This window comes from Streptomyces sp. M41(2017), assembly GCF_002078175.1.
Taxonomy (GTDB): Bacteria; Actinomycetota; Actinomycetes; order Streptomycetales; family Streptomycetaceae; genus Streptomyces.
Genome location: NZ_MWFK01000001.1, coordinates 5,025,620 through 5,042,020, shown reverse-complemented (window position 1 = coordinate 5,042,020; position 16,401 = coordinate 5,025,620). Strand labels below are relative to the sequence as shown.

At 72.8% G+C, this 16,401-nt stretch carries 13 protein-coding genes and 1 tRNA gene; 4 read left to right on the top strand and 10 right to left on the bottom strand.

The genetic code is table 11. From position 1 onward, the window contains the following. Positions 1-30: 30 nt before the first annotated feature. Complete coding sequence (glgA, locus tag B0675_RS22010) at positions 31-1,182, bottom strand: glycogen synthase (protein ID WP_081220523.1); 1,152 nt, start codon at positions 1,180-1,182, stop codon at positions 31-33. Positions 1,183-1,310: 128 nt separating this feature from the next. Further along, positions 1,311-2,042 carry a (2Fe-2S)-binding protein gene (locus tag B0675_RS22005; protein WP_081221939.1) on the bottom strand — a complete coding sequence of 244 codons (732 nt, stop codon included), beginning with the start codon at positions 2,040-2,042 and terminating at the stop codon, positions 1,311-1,313. A 225-nt stretch (positions 2,043-2,267) separates the two neighbouring features. Here B0675_RS22005 and B0675_RS22000 point away from each other — a divergent pair, with 225 nt between their 5' ends. Beyond that, complete coding sequence (locus B0675_RS22000; protein WP_081220522.1) at positions 2,268-3,626, top strand: DMT family transporter; 1,359 nt, start codon at positions 2,268-2,270, stop codon at positions 3,624-3,626. On the opposite strand, the gene B0675_RS21995 is transcribed toward B0675_RS22000, so the two are convergent. After that, on the bottom strand, positions 3,616-4,824 hold the full coding sequence (locus B0675_RS21995; RefSeq protein WP_081220521.1) for a transglycosylase family protein: 1,209 nt from the start codon (positions 4,822-4,824) through the stop codon (positions 3,616-3,618). The two genes, B0675_RS22000 and B0675_RS21995, sit on opposite strands and share 11 nt — an antisense overlap. A gap of 602 nt (positions 4,825-5,426) precedes the next feature. Between B0675_RS21995 and gndA the strand changes: the two genes are divergently transcribed. After that, positions 5,427-6,866 carry an NADP-dependent phosphogluconate dehydrogenase gene (gene gndA, locus B0675_RS21990; protein WP_081220520.1) on the top strand — a complete coding sequence of 480 codons (1,440 nt, stop codon included), beginning with the start codon at positions 5,427-5,429 and terminating at the stop codon, positions 6,864-6,866. Between the two features lie 846 nt (positions 6,867-7,712). Here the strand turns inward: gndA and B0675_RS21980 are convergent. From B0675_RS21980 to B0675_RS21955, 7 genes are all read right to left on the bottom strand, one after another. Continuing rightward, a complete protein-coding gene (locus tag B0675_RS21980) occupies positions 7,713-8,465 on the bottom strand; it encodes an aspartate/glutamate racemase family protein (RefSeq protein ID WP_081220518.1) in 753 nt (250 codons plus the stop codon). After that, entirely contained in the window at positions 8,465-8,809 is a 345-nt protein-coding gene (locus B0675_RS21975; RefSeq protein ID WP_081221938.1) for a GNAT family N-acetyltransferase, read from the bottom strand. The genes B0675_RS21980 and B0675_RS21975 overlap by 1 nt, the downstream gene beginning before the upstream one ends. Positions 8,810-8,873: 64 nt before the next feature. Then, a complete protein-coding gene (gene panD / locus B0675_RS21970; protein WP_081220517.1) occupies positions 8,874-9,293 on the bottom strand; it encodes an aspartate 1-decarboxylase in 420 nt (139 codons plus the stop codon). 207 nt (positions 9,294-9,500) lie between these two features. Further along, the gene (locus B0675_RS21965) at positions 9,501-10,076 is read right to left on the bottom strand and encodes a hypothetical protein (RefSeq protein ID WP_081220516.1); all 576 of its coding nucleotides are present in this window, start codon (positions 10,074-10,076) and stop codon (positions 9,501-9,503) included. Between the two features lie 151 nt (positions 10,077-10,227). After that, entirely contained in the window at positions 10,228-11,169 is a 942-nt protein-coding gene (locus B0675_RS21960; RefSeq protein ID WP_081220515.1) for a diacylglycerol kinase family protein, read from the bottom strand. Between the two features lie 78 nt (positions 11,170-11,247). Beyond that, positions 11,248-11,334: transfer RNA gene (locus B0675_RS41410), tRNA-Arg, on the bottom strand. A 193-nt stretch (positions 11,335-11,527) separates the two neighbouring features. After that, positions 11,528-12,163 carry a TetR/AcrR family transcriptional regulator gene (locus B0675_RS21955; RefSeq protein WP_081220514.1) on the bottom strand — a complete coding sequence of 212 codons (636 nt, stop codon included), beginning with the start codon at positions 12,161-12,163 and terminating at the stop codon, positions 11,528-11,530. A 197-nt stretch (positions 12,164-12,360) separates the two neighbouring features. Between B0675_RS21955 and B0675_RS21950 the strand changes: the two genes are divergently transcribed. Both B0675_RS21950 and B0675_RS21945 read left to right on the top strand, forming a co-directional pair. Next, on the top strand, positions 12,361-13,959 hold the full coding sequence (locus B0675_RS21950) for an MFS transporter (RefSeq protein ID WP_081220513.1): 1,599 nt from the start codon (positions 12,361-12,363) through the stop codon (positions 13,957-13,959). A 65-nt stretch (positions 13,960-14,024) separates the two neighbouring features. Beyond that, positions 14,025-16,241 carry an MmgE/PrpD family protein gene (locus B0675_RS21945; protein ID WP_206602722.1) on the top strand — a complete coding sequence of 739 codons (2,217 nt, stop codon included), beginning with the start codon at positions 14,025-14,027 and terminating at the stop codon, positions 16,239-16,241. Positions 16,242-16,401 lie beyond the last annotated feature (160 nt).

Sequence of the window (16,401 nt, the reverse complement as noted above, 5' to 3'; positions counted from 1 at the left end):
GTTGGTTCGAAAAATGCGCCTGCCCGACCACTACCCCGCTTTGAGGACTTCCTCGTACAACTGGACGGTCCTTCGGGCGACGGCGTCCCAGCCGAACTCCTCCACGGCGCGCCGCCGTCCCGCCTCGCCCATGCGCCGGGCCGTCTCGGGCTCGGCGAGCACGGAGTCCAGGGCGGTCGTGAGGCCCGCCTCGAAGTCGTCGTCCAGGGGCACGAGAAGACCCGTCCCGCCGTCCTCGACGACCTCGGGGATGCCGCCGACGCGCGAGGCCACCACGGCCGTCCCGCAGGCCATGGCCTCCAGGTTGACGATACCGAGCGGCTCGTACACCGACGGGCAGGCGAACACGGCCGCGTGGGTGAGGAGCTGGATCACGTCCGGGCGGGGCAGCATCTGCGGGATCCAGTGCACACCGTCCCGTACGGCGCTCAGCTCCTGGTACAGCTCACGGAACTCGCGGTCGATCTCCAGGGTGTCGGGGGCGCCGGCGCAGAGCACCACCTGAGCGGCCGGGTCGATGTCCCGTACCGCGCGCAGGAGATGGGGCACGCCCTTCTGCCGGGTGATGCGTCCGACGAACAGGACGTACGGGCGGGCGGTGTCCAGGCCGATGCGCTCCAGGACGTCCGTGCCGTGGTCGGGGCGGTACAGGGAGGTGTCGATGCCGTTGTGCACGACGCGCACCCGGGCGGGGTCGAGGTCCGGGTAGCAGCCCAGGATGTCGTCCCGCATGGCCCCGGAGACCGCGATCACGGCGTCCGCGGCCTCGATGGCGGTGCGCTCGGCCCAGCTCGACAGGGCGTATCCGCCGCCGAGTTGCTCGGCCTTCCAGGGACGCAGCGGTTCCAGGCTGTGTGCGGTCATGACGTGCGGGATGCCGTGCAGGAGTTTGCCGAAATGACCCGCGAGGTTGGCGTACCAGGTGTGCGAGTGGACGAGTTCGCGGCCTTCGAGGGAGGCGGCGATGGAGAGGTCCACGGAGAAGGTGCGCAGCGCGTCATTGGCACCGTCGAGCGTGGGCCACGGCCGGTGGCGGACCACTCCGCCGGCACCGCCCTCGCCCCAGCAGTGCACGTCGAGGTCCGTCAGGGCGCGCAACTCCCGCGCCAGGAACTCGACATGGACGCCGGCGCCGCCGTACACGTCCGGCGGGTACTCCCGGGTCAGCAGGCCCACGCGCACACAGAACCCCTGTCGTAGTCGGCAGATGCCCTTCATGGTCACTCAGTTGGGGCCGATGCGGAAGAGCGTGCGGAAAGTGGTTCCGCCGGCTTCGGGCGGGCCGGGTGCCCGCGGGGGCCCGGATCCCGTCAGCTGCGGCCGGGAGCCGGCCGTGGCGGGCGGTCGAAGCAGCAGTCGCCGCACACGCCGCCGCCGGGCACCCGGTAGTAGAGGCAGCAGCTGCGGCGGCGCAGCGTCCTCGGGTCGAGCGTGCCGGCGAGGTCCGGGTGCGCGAGGAGACCGGCGGCCAGTGTCCGGGCCCGCTCCCCCGCCTCCGGACGCCCGTGGGCGATCGCCCAGCGGTCGAGCTGGCGCACGGCTCCGACCAGGGCGGATCCGGCGTTGCCCCACAGCAGACCCGGTGAGACGCGGTACCGGTCGCGCAGCGCCGCACTCAGCGGGACGAGATGCCCCGCGCGCACGATCTCGTCGAGGTCGGTCACGGGCCGGGGGTGGACCTCGGTCAGCCACAGGTCGTCCGGGGCGGCGGCGTCCGGGTCCCAGCGGAGCAGTTCCGGATCGAGGTCGGGCAGGTGACCGTGGACGACGGCGGACCCCAGGGCGATCGACCAGAGGCGGGCCGCGAGTCCCTGCTGTGCGACGGACGCCGCCACGCGCGCCTCCGGCGCACCGATACTCCTCGCGACCTTCTCGACACGGAAAATCATCGGATCCTCGTAAACCTCCCCGGTGAAGTCGCCTCGCGGTCGCGCGTAGGCCCGCGCGAGGGTCGTCAGGGGGCCGCGCCGGGGTACTCCGGTGCGTAGTACGAAGAAACCGCCGAGCGCGCCGAGCGCCGTCAGTCGGGGGTCGAGGTCCACGAAGAGCAGTAGTACCAAGTCCCCTAGGGGGTACCACCAGTGGATCGCTCCGTGGTGTCGCCCACCCTGGGGAGGACAAGGCCCGATCTGTACTCCATCGGCAGTAGGACCCGATGGAGTCTCAGGGACGACGACGAGAACTAAAACGCGAGGCATCGTTGTTTCCATGGAAGCCGACCGTTCGTCGCGCCGGGTCAGCCCGCGCCGTTCGCAGAGGAGGGACTCATGAGTGCCCTCGCTCTGTCCGTGGTGCTCTCGTTCGTCTCGGCCGTCGCGTACGCGGGCGGCGCCATCATCCAGGAGCAGGTCGCGCTGACCTCTCCCGGCCAGGCCTACGCGCCGGTGCGCCGTCCCGGCTGGTGGGCGGCCGTCGCGCTGACCGGCCTGGGCGGGCTGCTGCACGTGGTCGCCCTCGCCTTCGGCCCCCTCTCCCTGGTCCAGCCGCTCGGCGCGCTGACGATCGTCTTCGCCCTTCCGATGGCGGCCCTGTTCGTCGGCCGCAAGGCCGGAGCGGCGGCCTGGCGCGGCGCGATCATGGCGACGGTCGGGCTCGCGGGCCTGCTGTCGCTGGTCGGCTCGTCCGACGCGAACTCCCTGAACAGTGCCCAGCGTCTGGCGCTGGGCGTGGTGGCGGGCGGCTCGGTCGTGGCCCTCATGGTGGCGGGGCGCGCGGCGCACCGTCACCCGGCCGTGCGGAGCATCCTGCTGGCGGTCGGCGCGGGCATCGCGTTCAGCATGTCGTCGGTGTACACCAAGACCGTCGCCGTGGACTGGTCGCGGCATGTCTCGCTCGCGGACCTGTCGAGCCTCGCCGCGATCGGCGTGTTCGCGACCGCGGGCATGCTGCTCTCGCAGGCCTCCTACCGAGGCGCCGGCCTGGAGGCGCCGCTGGCCACGCTGACGGTGGTGAACCCCGTCGTGGCGGCCGCGGTCGGCATCACGATGTTCGGAGAAACCTTCCGCTACGGCACGACCGGCACCGCGCTCGCCCTCGGCTGTGGTGTGGTCGCGGCGGGCGGTCTGATCCTGCTCACGTCGGAACGCATCAGCAGCGGCGCCGCACGCTCGGGAAGCGACGCGAAGCAGCCGGCCACGGAGACGGGGACCGTGCCACGGGACGAGGTCGAGCTGGTGGTGAGCCCGGCCGACGGGCCGACGCCGGAGGCCGCGCCCGTGTCCGGCCCGTCAGCCGTCGGCCCCGTCGCCCCGGTGGTCCCTTCGGACCTGGGCGCCCTCACGTCGCTCACGGCCTCCGAGGCCAGCGTGCGGGAGCTGCTCGCGGGGCTGCCGGACCGGACCGGCGACGACGCCCTGTACCACCCCGCGCCGCACGGCGCCGCGGGGATCGTGCCGGTGCCCACGGCCGGGCCGACCGGTGGGACCGTGCTGGTACCGGAGGCGCAGCCCGGTGGCGGAACGGTGCTGGTTCCGACTCCGCTGAAGGCGCCCGCCCCCGGGGTGGACGCCGCCGCCCCGGGGGAACCCTCGGCCAGGGACGAGTTGCCGTATCTGACCGCCATGCTCGGGGTGCCCTACGTGCCGATGCCGTTCGTGAACCACCACCGCACCCGCGTCAGATCCTGACGCCGCCCGCCCGGAGGTACGCCACCGGGTCGATGTCCGAACCGAAGCCGGGCCCCGTCCGCACCTCGAAGTGCAGATGCGGGCCCGTGCTGTTGCCCGTGGACCCGGACCGGCCGAGGCGCTGGCCGGCCACCACGCTCTGGCCCGCCTTCACGGAGATCGCCGAGAGATGGGCGTACTGCGTGTAGCGGCCGTCGGCGTGCCGGATCACCACCTGGTAGCCGAACGAACCGCCCCAGCCCGCGGTGACCACGTGCCCGGCGGCCACCGCCGCGACGGAGGTCCCGGTCGCGACCGGGAAGTCGACACCCGTGTGGTAGCCCTTCGACCAGGACGACCCGGCCGCGCGGTACGGCGTGCCGGTCGCCGCCTGCACCGGGGCGACCAGGGAGTGCGACTTCCGGGGGGTGGTCGCCGTGTGGGTGGAGGCCTTGTCCGCCGAGGCCTTCTTCGCGGGTGCCTCGGCGGCCTTCTTCTTCGCCGGAGCCGGGGCGTTGTGCGGGTGCGCGGGAGCGGGCGCCGTGCCGTGCAGGGCGAGGCGCTGGCCCGGCAGGATCAGGTCGGGGTCGGAGCCGACGGTCGTGCGGTTCGCGGCGTACAGCCCCTGCCAGCCGCCCTGGACGTGCCGCGAGCCGGCGATGCCGGACAGCGTGTCGCCGTGGACGACCGTGTACATCTCGGCGGTGCCTGCCTGCGACTGCGGGGTGTTCTGCGGTTTCACGTCCCGTACGGAGCGCTGGGGCGCCTGCTTCGAGCGCTGGGCGGTCTGCGGGGTGCTCCGCGGGGTGGGGGCCGCCGGGTGGACGTCGGGGGTGCCGCCGCCCCTGGTCAGCCCACCGCGCACCGAGCACACCGGCCAGGCGCCGGGCCCCTGGCCCTTGAGCACCTTCTCGGCGATGGCTATCTGCTGGTCCTTGCCGGCCTGGTCCGCGCGGTGGGCGTAGGCCGTCCCGCCGTACGCGGCCCAGGTGGACTGGCTGAACTGCAGCCCGCCGTAGTAGCCGTTGCCGGTGTTGATGCTCCAGTTCCCGCCGGACTCGCAGGCGGCGACCTTGTTCCAGGTGCCGACATCGGCCGCGTGGGCGACTCCGGTTCCGACGAGCGGGAGCGCGATCCCCGCGCCGCCCACCGTGACGGTGAGTGAGGCGCGGTTGATCCTGTTCGGCTGGTACCGGCGGTGCCGACCGCGTACGGCCATGAGGGAGCCCCCCTAGACATGCGTCAGGAGCGGCAAAAGTAAGCGTGGGGAACAGGACAGGACAAGACGGCAATCGGTCGCTCCCGAACGGTGGTTGACGGGCCGGGAGGGCACCGGTCGCCCGTCCCCGCCCGGCACGCTCGGTGACCGTCCCGGCTCCGGTCGGGGCGGGGTCTCCTGGCCGTCCGTGGCCGGTGGGGATCGGATGCCCCGGTCGGACGAGGGGCCGGGGACGGGGTCCCGGGCATGGGATCCGCGATCCGGGGGAGGCGTTCCGGTGCGTGCGCGTCCCGTGCGACGGGCGGTCGAGGACCGCGGCCCTGGCCGAAACCCGCCCTCACGGAAGCACCCGGTTCTTCCGCGTGCCTCTGCGTGGACTCCGCCGACGCGTCAGGATGGCTCTGGGGGCACTACTGAAGAGCGGGACGGACGGCGAGGACGCACACGACCGACACGGGGACCTGCCGACACGGGACCCACCGATACCGGTACGACACGGGGCCCTGTCGGGACTGGCCCCACCGCTACCCGTACCGGTCGCTTCCCCTGCTTCCTACCCTTCCTCCCGGCCCACCCAGCGGAATTCTTAGGAGCCAAACCGTATGAGCACTTCAGCCCAGATCGGCGTCACGGGTCTCGCGGTCATGGGGCGCAACCTCGCCCGCAACTTCGCGCGCAACGGCTACACCGTCGCCGTGCACAACCGCACCGCCGCCAAGACGAACGCGTTGGTGGAGGAGTTCGGCGACGAGGGCACGTTCGTCCCGGCCGAGACGGCGAAGGAGTTCGTGGAGGCGCTGGAGCGGCCCCGACGCCTGGTGATCATGGTGAAGGCGGGCGACCCGACGGACGCGGTGATCCAGGAGTTCGCGCCGCTGCTGGAGCCCGGCGACATGATCATCGACGGTGGCAACGCCCACTTCGCGGACACCCGTCGCCGTGAACACGCGCTGCGCGAGCAGGGCATCCACTTCGTGGGCACGGGCGTCTCCGGCGGCGAGGAGGGCGCGCTGCACGGGCCGAGCATCATGCCGGGCGGCTCGACCGAGTCGTACGCCTCGCTCGGCCCGATGCTGGAGAAGATCTCCGCCAAGGCCGACGACGGTTCCCCGTGCGTCACGCACCTGGGCCCCGACGGCGCCGGACACTTCGTGAAGATGGTCCACAACGGCATCGAGTACGCCGACATGCAGCTCATCGGCGAGGCCTACCAGCTGCTCCGTGACGTCGCCGGCTACTCCCCCGCGCAGATCGCCGACATCTTCCGCACCTGGAACACCGGCCGCCTCGACTCCTACCTGATCGAGATCACCGCGGAGGTGCTCTCGCACGTGGACGCGGCGACGGGCAAGCCGTTCGTCGACGTGGTCCAGGACCGGGCCGAGCAGAAGGGCACCGGACGCTGGACCGTGCAGATCGCGCTGGATCTGGGGGTGCCGGTCTCGGGCATCGCCGAGGCGGTCTTCGCCCGCTCCCTGTCCGGGCACGCCGACCTGCGTGAGGCCTCGCGCGGCCTCGCGGGCCCGACGGCCCAGCAGCTCGGCGAGGCGGAGGCGGCGGCCTTCGCGGACCGGGTGGAGCAGGCGCTGTACGCGTCGAAGATCGTCTCGTACACGCAGGGCTTCCACGAGATCACCGCGGGCAGCGACGAGTACGACTGGGACATCGACCTCGGTGCCGTGGCGTCCATCTGGCGCGGCGGCTGCATCATCCGGGCGGCCTTCCTCGACCGTATCCGCGCCGCCTACGACGCCCGCCCCGACCTTCCGAGCCTGCTGTCGGACGACACGTTCGCCCAGGAGATCGCCGCGGCTCAGGACGACTGGCGCGAGGTGGTCGTCGCGGCGACCCGCCAGGGCGTCCCCACGCCCGGCTTCTCCGCGGCCCTCGCCTACTACGACGCCCTGCGCGCCGAACGCCTGCCCGCGGCCCTCACACAGGGGCAGCGCGACTTCTTCGGAGCGCACACGTACCGCAGGACGGACCGCGAGGGCTCGTTCCACACGCTGTGGGGCGGGGACCGGTCGGAGGTCGACGCGTAGCCGCACCCGAGCGGACGGCAGGGACGTTCCGGAACGGCCGAAGCCGCCACACCCCGACGGGGGTTGTGGCGGGTTCGGACGTGCTGCGGGGTCGGCGCCCCCTGGGACGCGGCCCGCACCCGGCGGGCCGGACGTCCCTCAGGACAACGGCCCGGGCTGCGGTTGCGGCTCCGGCACGGGGTCCGGGCCCGGCGGCTTGGGCACCGGGGACGGTGAGGGGACGGGCTCCGGCCCGGGTACGGGCTCGGGGCCGCCCGGCCCGGGGGTCGGGTCGGGCCTCGGGGGCCCGGGCGAGGGATCGGGGCCACCGGGGTTCGGCACCGGGTCCGGGAAGGGTGAAGGTCCCGGCGGCTCGGGGCTCGGCCCGGGAGTGGGCCCCGGCGGTACGGGGTCGGGATACGGCTGTGTCATGGCGGTCCTCCAGCCATTCGGTACGTCGGCCCTGGACTGTTCCCCGCGTACCCAGCAGCCGACCATGCACTCACCCCGTCGCGCGAGGGATGCGGGCCAGGTGGGGCAATGGGGGCTGCGGGGAGCGGGGATGACGGGTGGGGATGCGGCTGGGCGGTGGCGGCTGTAGGCCCGGCGGGGCGGCTGTGCGGTGGGGTGGCTGGAGGCCCGGCGGGGGCTGAAGGTCGGAGGGCGGTTCAGAGGCCTCGGCTGGTGGACACTCGAACCAGGTCGACGAGGGCGCGGAGGTCGCGGTGTCCGTGCGCCGTGTCCGTGCGCCGTGTCCGTGCGCCGTGTCCGTGCGCGGTGGCCCGGGCCGTCGCACAGGGCCACCGCCGGGTGAGCGGCACTCCGGCGCTGGTTACGGGCATCAGGGTGCCCGGCGGTGCCGGTCGCTCAGCGCAGGGGGCGAGAGTCCCGGGGCGAGCCGGGGTCGCCGGTGCCGGTCCAGCCGGGCCGTGGCCGGCACGCGGCTGCGGAGGCCGCGGCCGCCAGGCCCGGGCGGGGACTCGACAGGACCGGGATCGCGGTGGCGGTCAAGGTCTGTGCCGGTGTCATGGACGCCTGGGCGAGGACGATCGCGTCGGCGCCGGTGACCGCGTCGGCGGCCTCGGCCACCGCGCGGGCGCAGCCGTCCGTGTCGCCCGCTTCGAACAGGGCCCAGGCGCCGTCGACGAGCACCGTACGGACCTCGACGCGATGTCCGGCGCGACGGGCCTCCTCCTCGACGAGGGCGACCGTCGGCTCCAGCGTGCTGGCCACCGTCGCGAGGACGACGACCCGCGGGCCGGCGGCGACCGCCGCGGCGGCCATGGGCCGGTCCACGCGCAGCACGGGCACCCCGGCGTCGGTCCGTTCGGCCACGGCGCCGATGGTCGAACAGGTGCAGAGCACGGCCCGGGCACCGTCGGCGACGGCTTGGCCGAGCAGGGCCCGGACGTCGTCGGCGACCGCGTCGGGGCCCTCGCGCCGGGCGCGCGCCAGCAGGTCCTCGGCGACGAAGTGCCGCAGGTCCAGGCCCGGGTGGTCCTCGTCGCGCAGGGCGTCGAAGACGGGGATGTGGGCCGGTGAGGTGTGCAGCAGCGCGAGCGGTCCGGGCGACGCGGGAAGAGGTGCTCGGGGCGCCGCCGGGGACGGTGCCCCGGCCATCAGAAGCGCCCGGGGTGCGCCTTGAGCCACTCCAGTGCGGCACGCCGCAGCGCGGGGTCGGCCGCGGGAGCCTCCTCGGGGTGACGCTCCGCCCACTTCACGACGTACGGGCAGAGCGGCGCGACGACGATGCCCTCGCGCGCGGCGATGCCGTACAGCTCACGGGCGAGGGAGCCCGCGATGCCGTGACCCTCGTGCTCGGGTTCCACGATGGTGTGGACGGGGACGAGGGCGCGGGCGGGCTCCTCCAGGACGAAGTACTCGATGTGCCCGACCACCTCGTCGCCGGCGAACGCCTCAAGCCGACCGGCCGGCCGGTCGTCACGGATCTCGATGTCACTCACGGCCACTCCTCGGGTCCTCGGTTCCAGGTGCCGCGGCGCCGCCGCGTGGCACGGACGCCGTGGTTCAGACGGTGACGGCCTGGGGGCTGCGCCGCTGGTCCGAGCCCGGGACCGGCTCGGACGGATCGGCACCGAGGGAGACGATCCGGTTGTCGCGGTCCACATGCACGACCCGCGGCCGCAGCGCCCGCGCCTCGGCGTCATCGACCTGAGCGTAACTGATGATGATCACCAGATCACCGGGCTGCACGAGATGGGCGGCGGCGCCGTTGATCCCGATGACCCCGGACCCGCGCTCCCCCTCGATGACGTACGTCTCCAGTCGGGCGCCGTTGGTGATGTCGACGATGTGGACCAGCTCACCGGGCAGCAGATCGGCGGCGTCGAGCAGATCGGCGTCGATGGTCACGGAGCCGACGTAGTGCAGGTCGGCCTGGGTGACGGTGGCGCGGTGGATCTTGGATTTGAACATGGTGCGCAGCATGTCGGACTCCTGAAGGACGGCTCCCTGCCTGCTTTCTGCAGGTCAAGGGCTGCCGACACTCTACATCGGCACGCCTTCGACCCGAGGAGTTCCGGGGAACTCCTACGACGTCGAGCGGGGCCTGGCGACCGACCATGGTCTCCCCCGTCACCGGGCAGGGATCCGGACCGCTTCCGTGCGCGAGCCGACCACGTGATCCGGTGCGGCTCACCCGGGCCGGCGCCGGTCCGCGCCGGCGCGCGCTCTCCTCCACTCGACCTCGTCGGCCGAGACCGAGGACTGGATCTTGTACACGTCCCCGACCCGCAGGTTGCGTGGCGTGCTGTACTCGCCGCAGACCCCTATGACCGAGACCGCGACCCGGGAGGACGGCTGCCAATAGGTGCGGAAGTACGGCGAGTTCGCGGGAAGTTCGGGGACTTCGAGCAGTGGAACGCCGCGGTGCTCCAGCAGACGGCGCAGCTTCTCGAACCGCAGCCGGGGAGTGAACCGCCCGTACCGGGCACGGATCGCCTCGTTCACGACCTCCGGGGCGCGATACGCGAGCCTGTGCACCTGGAGGGAGAAGTGGCTGCCCGACCAGGGAAGGGCCGAGGACGCGCGGCCCCAGAAGAACTCGGCGAGGCCGTAGTCACGCCACATGGAGAGGTTGCCGGAGATGTTCTCGGCGAAGTCCGGCCCCAGGACCTCGGTGACGCGCTCGGGCGAGTCCGCCGGCCCGACGCCGAGCACGCCGGCCGTGGTGACGACGTCCACGTAGAACGCCAGGGAGTACGGGGTCAAAGGTTCATCCTCGATGCGGTGGGTGCCCGGGCCACGAGGAGCAGCGAACGGGCCGTCTCCTCACCCGGGAGACAGTCGTGTTGATTCTCGTGCAGGGTGACTCACTTCAGGAACCACCACGCGTCCTCGCGCGCCGGGGCTGAGCCCTCGACTACCGCCCCGGCAAAGGCGCCACGACGCGCAGCGCCCCCGGCATCACGTCCAGGGTGAAGCGCTCGCCCGGTGTGTCCAGTACGTCGCCGTCGTACTCGAAGACGAGAGGATGTCCGTCCGTGCGTTCCACGACGACGGAGCGGCCGCGGGCGTAGACCACTCCCTCACGGCCGACGTGGCCGCCGTCGCGGGAGAGTGCCGGGAGTTCCCGCAACGGGAGGGCGGTGCCGACGACGCATACGTCGAGGAGGCCGTCGTCCAGGACGGAGTGCGGGAGCAGTTCGAAGCGGCCGCCGCGGTGCCGGCCGCCGCCGACGTTCGCGAAGACGGTCGGGCCCTCCTGCACCACCTCGCCGTCGACCAGGACCCGGCCCGGGTACGGGGTGAACGTACGCAGGGAGGTGGCGACCGCCTTCTCGTACCGTTCGCGGCCGGCGTCGGTGATGTCGCGGGCCGTGATGAGGGACTGGGCGACGACGCCGGTGGAGGCGCCGAGCAGGGCCGACGCCCCGTTCTCCGCGACGCGCGCCAGGTCGATCGCACGGAAGTGCGGTGCCGTCACGGCGAGTTCGAGGGCGTCACGCCAGGGCCGGTCGGCCCAGATCTCCCGGTAGAAGGAGTTGCCGGTGCCGGTGGGCAGCGTCAGCAGGGCGGGAGTCCGTGCCGCGTGGGGGGACGCGGAGGTGTCGGCGCCCGCCAGGCCCGCGGCCACGTCGTGCGCCGTTCCGTCGCCGCCCAGTGCGACCACGATCCCGGGTCCGTCGTGAGCCAGCGCCTCGGCGGCCGACTTGCGTGCGTGACCCGCCTGTTCGGTGACCACGAGGGTGACGGCCCGGCCGGCGTCGGCGAACCGGCGGCGTACCGTCTCGGCGGTCTCGGGCAGGTACGTTCCCGAGGCGGGGTTGGCGATCACCAGGACCGATGCGAACGGGGCGCTCATGACGACGGGCACTCCAAGCCGGGGTGGACAGCACGGCGGCGCCGCCGGAGTCCGGCGGCGCCGCTCGGGAACACGCTGCGGAGAGGGCAGGATTCGAACCTGCGCGGGCCGAAACCCGAACCAAGTCGCCTCGGTACCCCGTTGGGCCGCTTCGGGTACCTCTCCTCGCTCCGGTCGGCGGGCTCTCGTCCGTTTCCCGGTGCACCGCAGACACTTCCGCATGCGCCTGACATTCGCCTGAGACGGGCGCCTCAGGACGCTCACAGGACGGCGCCCTTGGATCGTCGGCGTGGTGGAAGACGCGCGAGAGCGCGCCCCGGCGGGACGCGCTCCGTTTCGTTCCGGACGATCGCCTGGTTCAGTCGAGGTCCGGGTCGCCGAGTCCTCGGTGCGCCAGTTCCAGGATCGACGCGGTCACCTCTTCGAGGTCGATGGGCTCGTCGCGGCTGATCAGGTCGTCGAGGAGGCCGTCCGCGGCGTGGAAGACCAGGCGGCAGGCGAGGCCGGTGTCGCGGGCGCGGAAGGCTCCGACCAACGAGCCGCGGGCGACGAAGTCGCACATCAGGTCCACGACGCGCTGGTTGGAGGCGTGGCAGAGCTCCAGCGCCTTGGCGTTGGCGGAGCGGTAGACGATGCGGTGCAGGTCGGCGTTGTGGACGGCGTGCTCGACCATCGTGCGGATCAGCCGGTCCAGGCTCGGCCACCAGGCGCCGCCCTCGTCGAGCATCGCGCGGGTGTCCCGCAGGAAGCCGTCGACGTACTCCTCCCACATCGCCCCGAGCAGGTGGTCCTTGGAGTCGAAGTAGAGGTAGAAGGTGCCCTTGGCCACCTCGCCCGCCTCGGCCAGCTCGGCGACCGTGGCCGCCGCGAAGCCCTTCTCCCGGAAGACCTCGGAAGCACCCCTGATCAGCGCCGAGCGGCGGTCGTCGGGGCTCATGGTCCGACGCTTGCGGCGCGCGGGCTTCCCGGGGTGGGTCTCTGCTGCCGTCGCCATGGGCTCGCCTCCTGTCCGGGATCCTCCGCCGGGCTCGCGGGGATCACCTCCAATCTACCTTCCCTCAATGACTGACCGTCGGCCAGTTGACTGACTGACCGTCGGTCATTAGCCTCGAAGCGTCCTGGCGGACAGCCGGACCAGCCCCTCACCGTCCCTGAGACCCGTCCCCCAAACCTTGATACGAGGGAACCGCGATGAGCGACACCACCGCCCCGGGCCAGCGGAAGGGGCTTCTGCTCGCCTTCCTCTGCTTCGGCGTGTTCATGGTCTATCTCGACGCCACGATCGTGAACGTGGCGCTGCCCGACATCCAGGAAGACCTGTCCACGGACATCACCCAGCTCCAGTGGATCATCGACGCCTACACGCTGACCTTCGCGTGTCTGCTGCTGACCTCCGGCACCCTGGGCGACATCCTCGGCCGTAAGAAGATCTTCCTCGCGGGCCTGATCGGCTTCACCCTCAGCTCCGTGGTCTGCGCGCTGTCCGATTCGATCGGAGTGCTGCTCCTCGGCCGTACCCTCCAGGGGGTCTGCGGCTCGATCATGATCCCGGTGTCGCTCGCGCTGGTCTCCGCCGCCTACACCGCTCCCGCCGACCGCGCCAAGGCCATCGGCATCTGGGCCGGCGTCGGCGGCATCGCGCTGTCGACCGGTCCCGTGCTTGGCGGCGTGCTCGTCGACCACTACGGCTGGCAGAGCATCTTCTGGGTGAACGCGCCCGTCGGGGTCATCGCGACCGTCGTCCTCGCGAAGCTCCTCACCGAGAACCGCTCCCCGCGGAAGCGCCGGCTCGACCTCGTCGGACAGCTGCTGTTCATCACGACCATCGCGGCGTTGGCGTACGGGCTGATCGAGGGCAACAGCAGGGGCTGGACGTCCGGGATCATCCTCGGGTCGTTCGCCGGGTCGGTCGTCACGCTGCTGCTCTTCGTGCTGTGGGAGCTGCGGCACCCCGATCCCATGCTGCCGATGGGCTTCTTCCGCAGCCCGATCGTGGTCGTCGCCGGCATCGTCAACTTCCTCAGCCTGTTCGGCCTGTTCGCTGCGATCTTCCTGCTCACGCTGTATCTGCAGAGCATCAACCAGCTCAGTTCCATCGAGACCGGGGTGCGGTTCCTCGCGCTCACGGTACCGATCATGATCGCCTCGTTCGCCGCCAGCATCGTGGCCGCGAAGGTCGGACCGCGGCTGCCGATCGCCATCGGTTCCGCGCTGTCCGCCGGCGGCCTCTTCGGGCTCACGGTCCTGGAGGTCGGGTCCGGATTCGGCAACTACTGGTGGTCACTCGCCCTCCTCGGCGTGGGTGTCTCGTTCACCGGCGCGCCCGCCACGGTCGCGCTCCTCGGGTCCGTGCCAGCGGAACAGGCCGGTACCGCGTCCGGCGTCTCCAACACGTTCCGCCAGGTCGGCACCGTCTTCGGGGTCGCCCTCGCCGGCGCTCTGCTCCTGCGGCACCTGCGGGACGGGATGCCCGACGCGCTGGCCGGGACCGACCTGCCCGCCCAGGCGCAGGCCAAGGCCGTCGACCTGCTCGGTGACGGCGACCTGTCCCGTGTCGCCGCCCTCCCCCCGAACATCCGGGGGACGGTGATGGAGGCGGTCAGCCCGGTCTACGTGGAGGGCATGCACATCGCCATGGAGATCGCCGGCGCCGGCGCCCTGATCGGCGGACTGTTCGCGCTGATCTTCCTCAAGGGGAGGCGGCCGGCCGACCCGGCCGAGGCTCCCGCGGTGGACCATGACCACGGGCAGGACGACCTCCCGGTCGAGACCGCGGGACAGCACTCCTGATGTCCGGCTCCGGTACGACTCCCGTGGGGCGGGACGCTTCCGGCGCCGCGCCCCACGGGCAGGGCGTGGCGAAGGGTCCCGACCCGCTCCGGGCGCAGCACCGGACAGCTCCGGCACAGGGCTCGCCCGGTTCGGCGGAGCCTCGCGGCGCGTCGGGCGAGGCCGGCAGGCACGGCGGACGCGGCAGCGGCAGCGGCAGCGGCAGCGGCAGCGGCAGCGGCAGCGGCAGCGGCAGCGGCAGCGGCGGGAGCATCATCCGCCGACTCTCCGGCTGGGGCAGCCGACTTGTCCTCGACGACGCACCCGAGCGGGTCGTCGCGCACCTCAAGAGCCAGATCCTCAGCCAGCTCGGCGCCGCCCGCGCGGGGTACGGACACCCGCTGGGCAGACGTGTCCGCCAGGCCTACGGCAGCCCCCTGCAGGACGATCCCCAGCACGCCGTGCAGTCGCTCTCCATGGCGACCGTCTGCCTGGACTTCGACGACACCGCCTACGCGGGCCATCTCTCGCACTCCACGGTCAACGTCCCGCTGGTCTACGCGAGTTCACTCGGACTCGACGGGCGACAGCTGCTGACCTCGGTCCTCGCGGCCAACGAGACGGCGGCCCGGATCACCGCCGCCGCGACCCTCGGCCCGTTCCGCGGCCAGACCGCGGGGCACACCCATCTGGCGGGGGCGGTCGCCGGGCGGCTTCGCGCGGAGAGCGCCTCCGCCGACGTCTGGGCGCACGCACTGGGCATGGCGTTCTCGGTGCCGACGTGGAGCCTGTCACGCGGGTTCTTCAGCACGGACGCCAAGCTGCTGGTGGCCGCCGCGCCGGTGCGGACCGGCCTGAGCGCTTGCGACGGCGCCCGGTTCGGGCTCACCGGGCCCGAGGACGTACTGGAGCATCCGCAAGGGTTCCTGCACCGGTTCGCGGACATCCCCCTGCCCGAGGAGGCAGTCGCCGGACTCGGCACCCTGTGGCACACGGAGACCTTCTCGTACAAGATCCATCCGGGCAGCGCCTACACGAGCGCAGCCGTCGACTGCGCGGTCGAACTCCACCACGCGCTGGCGGGGGTCGACCACCGGGACATCGCCGAAGTGGTCGTGCGGGGCTCGATCTTCACCGCCGGGCTCGACCGCATCGCCCGGCAGCACCGGATCGGCCCCGACTCCAGCGTGGCCGCCCTCAACTTCTCCCTCCCCTACAACGTCGCCACGGCCCTCCTCACCGGCTCCCTGCTCCCCGCGGACCTCGCGCACCCTGCGGTGGACCTCCCCGACCGCTGGGAACTCGCCGCCCGCGTCCGTACCGAGCACGACCCGGCGTTCAGCCGGCACGCGCTGCTGGCCACCGCCCCGCTCGGCCAGGCGCTGCGCCGGGCGGGCGAGCGGGCCGAGGCCTGGGTACGGGCCATCGACGCCCGGGCCGCCGAGACCCTGCCGCCCGTCTGGCTGGAGCCGGAGACCGACTTCCGGTGGGCCACCAAGAACCTCGGCGCCCGTGTCACGGTCCGGCTGCGCGACGGCCGCGAACTGCACGTCGAGCGGCGTGCCGCGGTGGGTGCCGCGAGCGGCGCCGACGGCACCCACCACGCGGCGCTCGCACGCGCCAAGTTCCTCGCGTGCGGCGGCGATCCGGAAGCCGCCGACCTCGTCGCCCGTCTCGAACACCTGGGTCCCGACGACGTCCGGCGCCTGGTGCGGCTGGCGCTCGCCGGGCCCGACGACGCCCCCACCTCGCGCCCGACCGCCGACACCCCTGTCGCCCGCGACGTCCGCGACATGCGAAAGGACACAGCAATGGAGACCGCCGCTCTGGAAGAGGCCTACACGGGCCTGATCGCCGCCGCGACCGCCGCGGCCCCCGTCGACGAGACGTCCGCCCCACCGTCCGGCGAGCGCGACGCGGACTGGACCCTCGCCCATGTCGCCCTGAGCGACCGGCTGTTGGCGTCGACGGCCCGGCAGGTGCTGGCCGGAGACGCGGCGGGGCTGGACAACGGACCGGCCATGGACCCGAAGGCCATCGGGGAACTGACCTCCTCGGCCGGCCGGGACGTCCTGGTCGAACTCGTCCGCCGCAACGCCGCCGAACTGGTCGGCCTGCTCGCCCAGACCCCCCACAATCAGCGGGCGACGCCGGTCTCCGTGCGCCTCGTCGGCGACAAGGGCGAGGAGCTCTTCAGCGGGGCCGTGCCGTGGGGCGAGATCGTGCGCCTGCGCGCCGAGGACCACATCCCCGGGCACACGGGCCGGCTCCGGCGGATCGCGGACGCACCGCGGGAGTGCTGAGAAGGGGCGCGTCCGGTGGACGCGCGCGCAGCACCGCGGCCCTCCCGCTCACGGGGAGAGTGGGGGCCGTCGACCAAGGGGGGACGGCCGATGCCTGGACCAAGGCGTGGAAGAGACCGGACACGGAACGAGGACCGGATCGTCCGGCCGGGCGTCCGGG

Bases quoted from the DNA above. Each gene is read 5' to 3' on its own strand.
- B0675_RS22000 (WP_081220522.1), top strand. From the start codon at position 2,268: ATGAGTGCCCTCGCTCTGTCCGTGGTGCTCTCGTTCGTCTCGGCCGTC.
- B0675_RS21995 (WP_081220521.1), bottom strand. From the start codon at position 4,824: ATGGCCGTACGCGGTCGGCACCGCCGGTACCAGCCGAACAGGATCAAC.
- gndA (WP_081220520.1), top strand. From the start codon at position 5,427: ATGAGCACTTCAGCCCAGATCGGCGTCACGGGTCTCGCGGTCATGGGG.
- B0675_RS21980 (WP_081220518.1), bottom strand. From the start codon at position 8,465: ATGGCCGGGGCACCGTCCCCGGCGGCGCCCCGAGCACCTCTTCCCGCG.
- panD (WP_081220517.1), bottom strand. From the start codon at position 9,293: ATGCTGCGCACCATGTTCAAATCCAAGATCCACCGCGCCACCGTCACC.
- B0675_RS21960 (WP_081220515.1), bottom strand. From the start codon at position 11,169: ATGAGCGCCCCGTTCGCATCGGTCCTGGTGATCGCCAACCCCGCCTCG.
- B0675_RS21955 (WP_081220514.1), bottom strand. From the start codon at position 12,163: ATGGCGACGGCAGCAGAGACCCACCCCGGGAAGCCCGCGCGCCGCAAG.
- B0675_RS21950 (WP_081220513.1), top strand. From the start codon at position 12,361: ATGAGCGACACCACCGCCCCGGGCCAGCGGAAGGGGCTTCTGCTCGCC.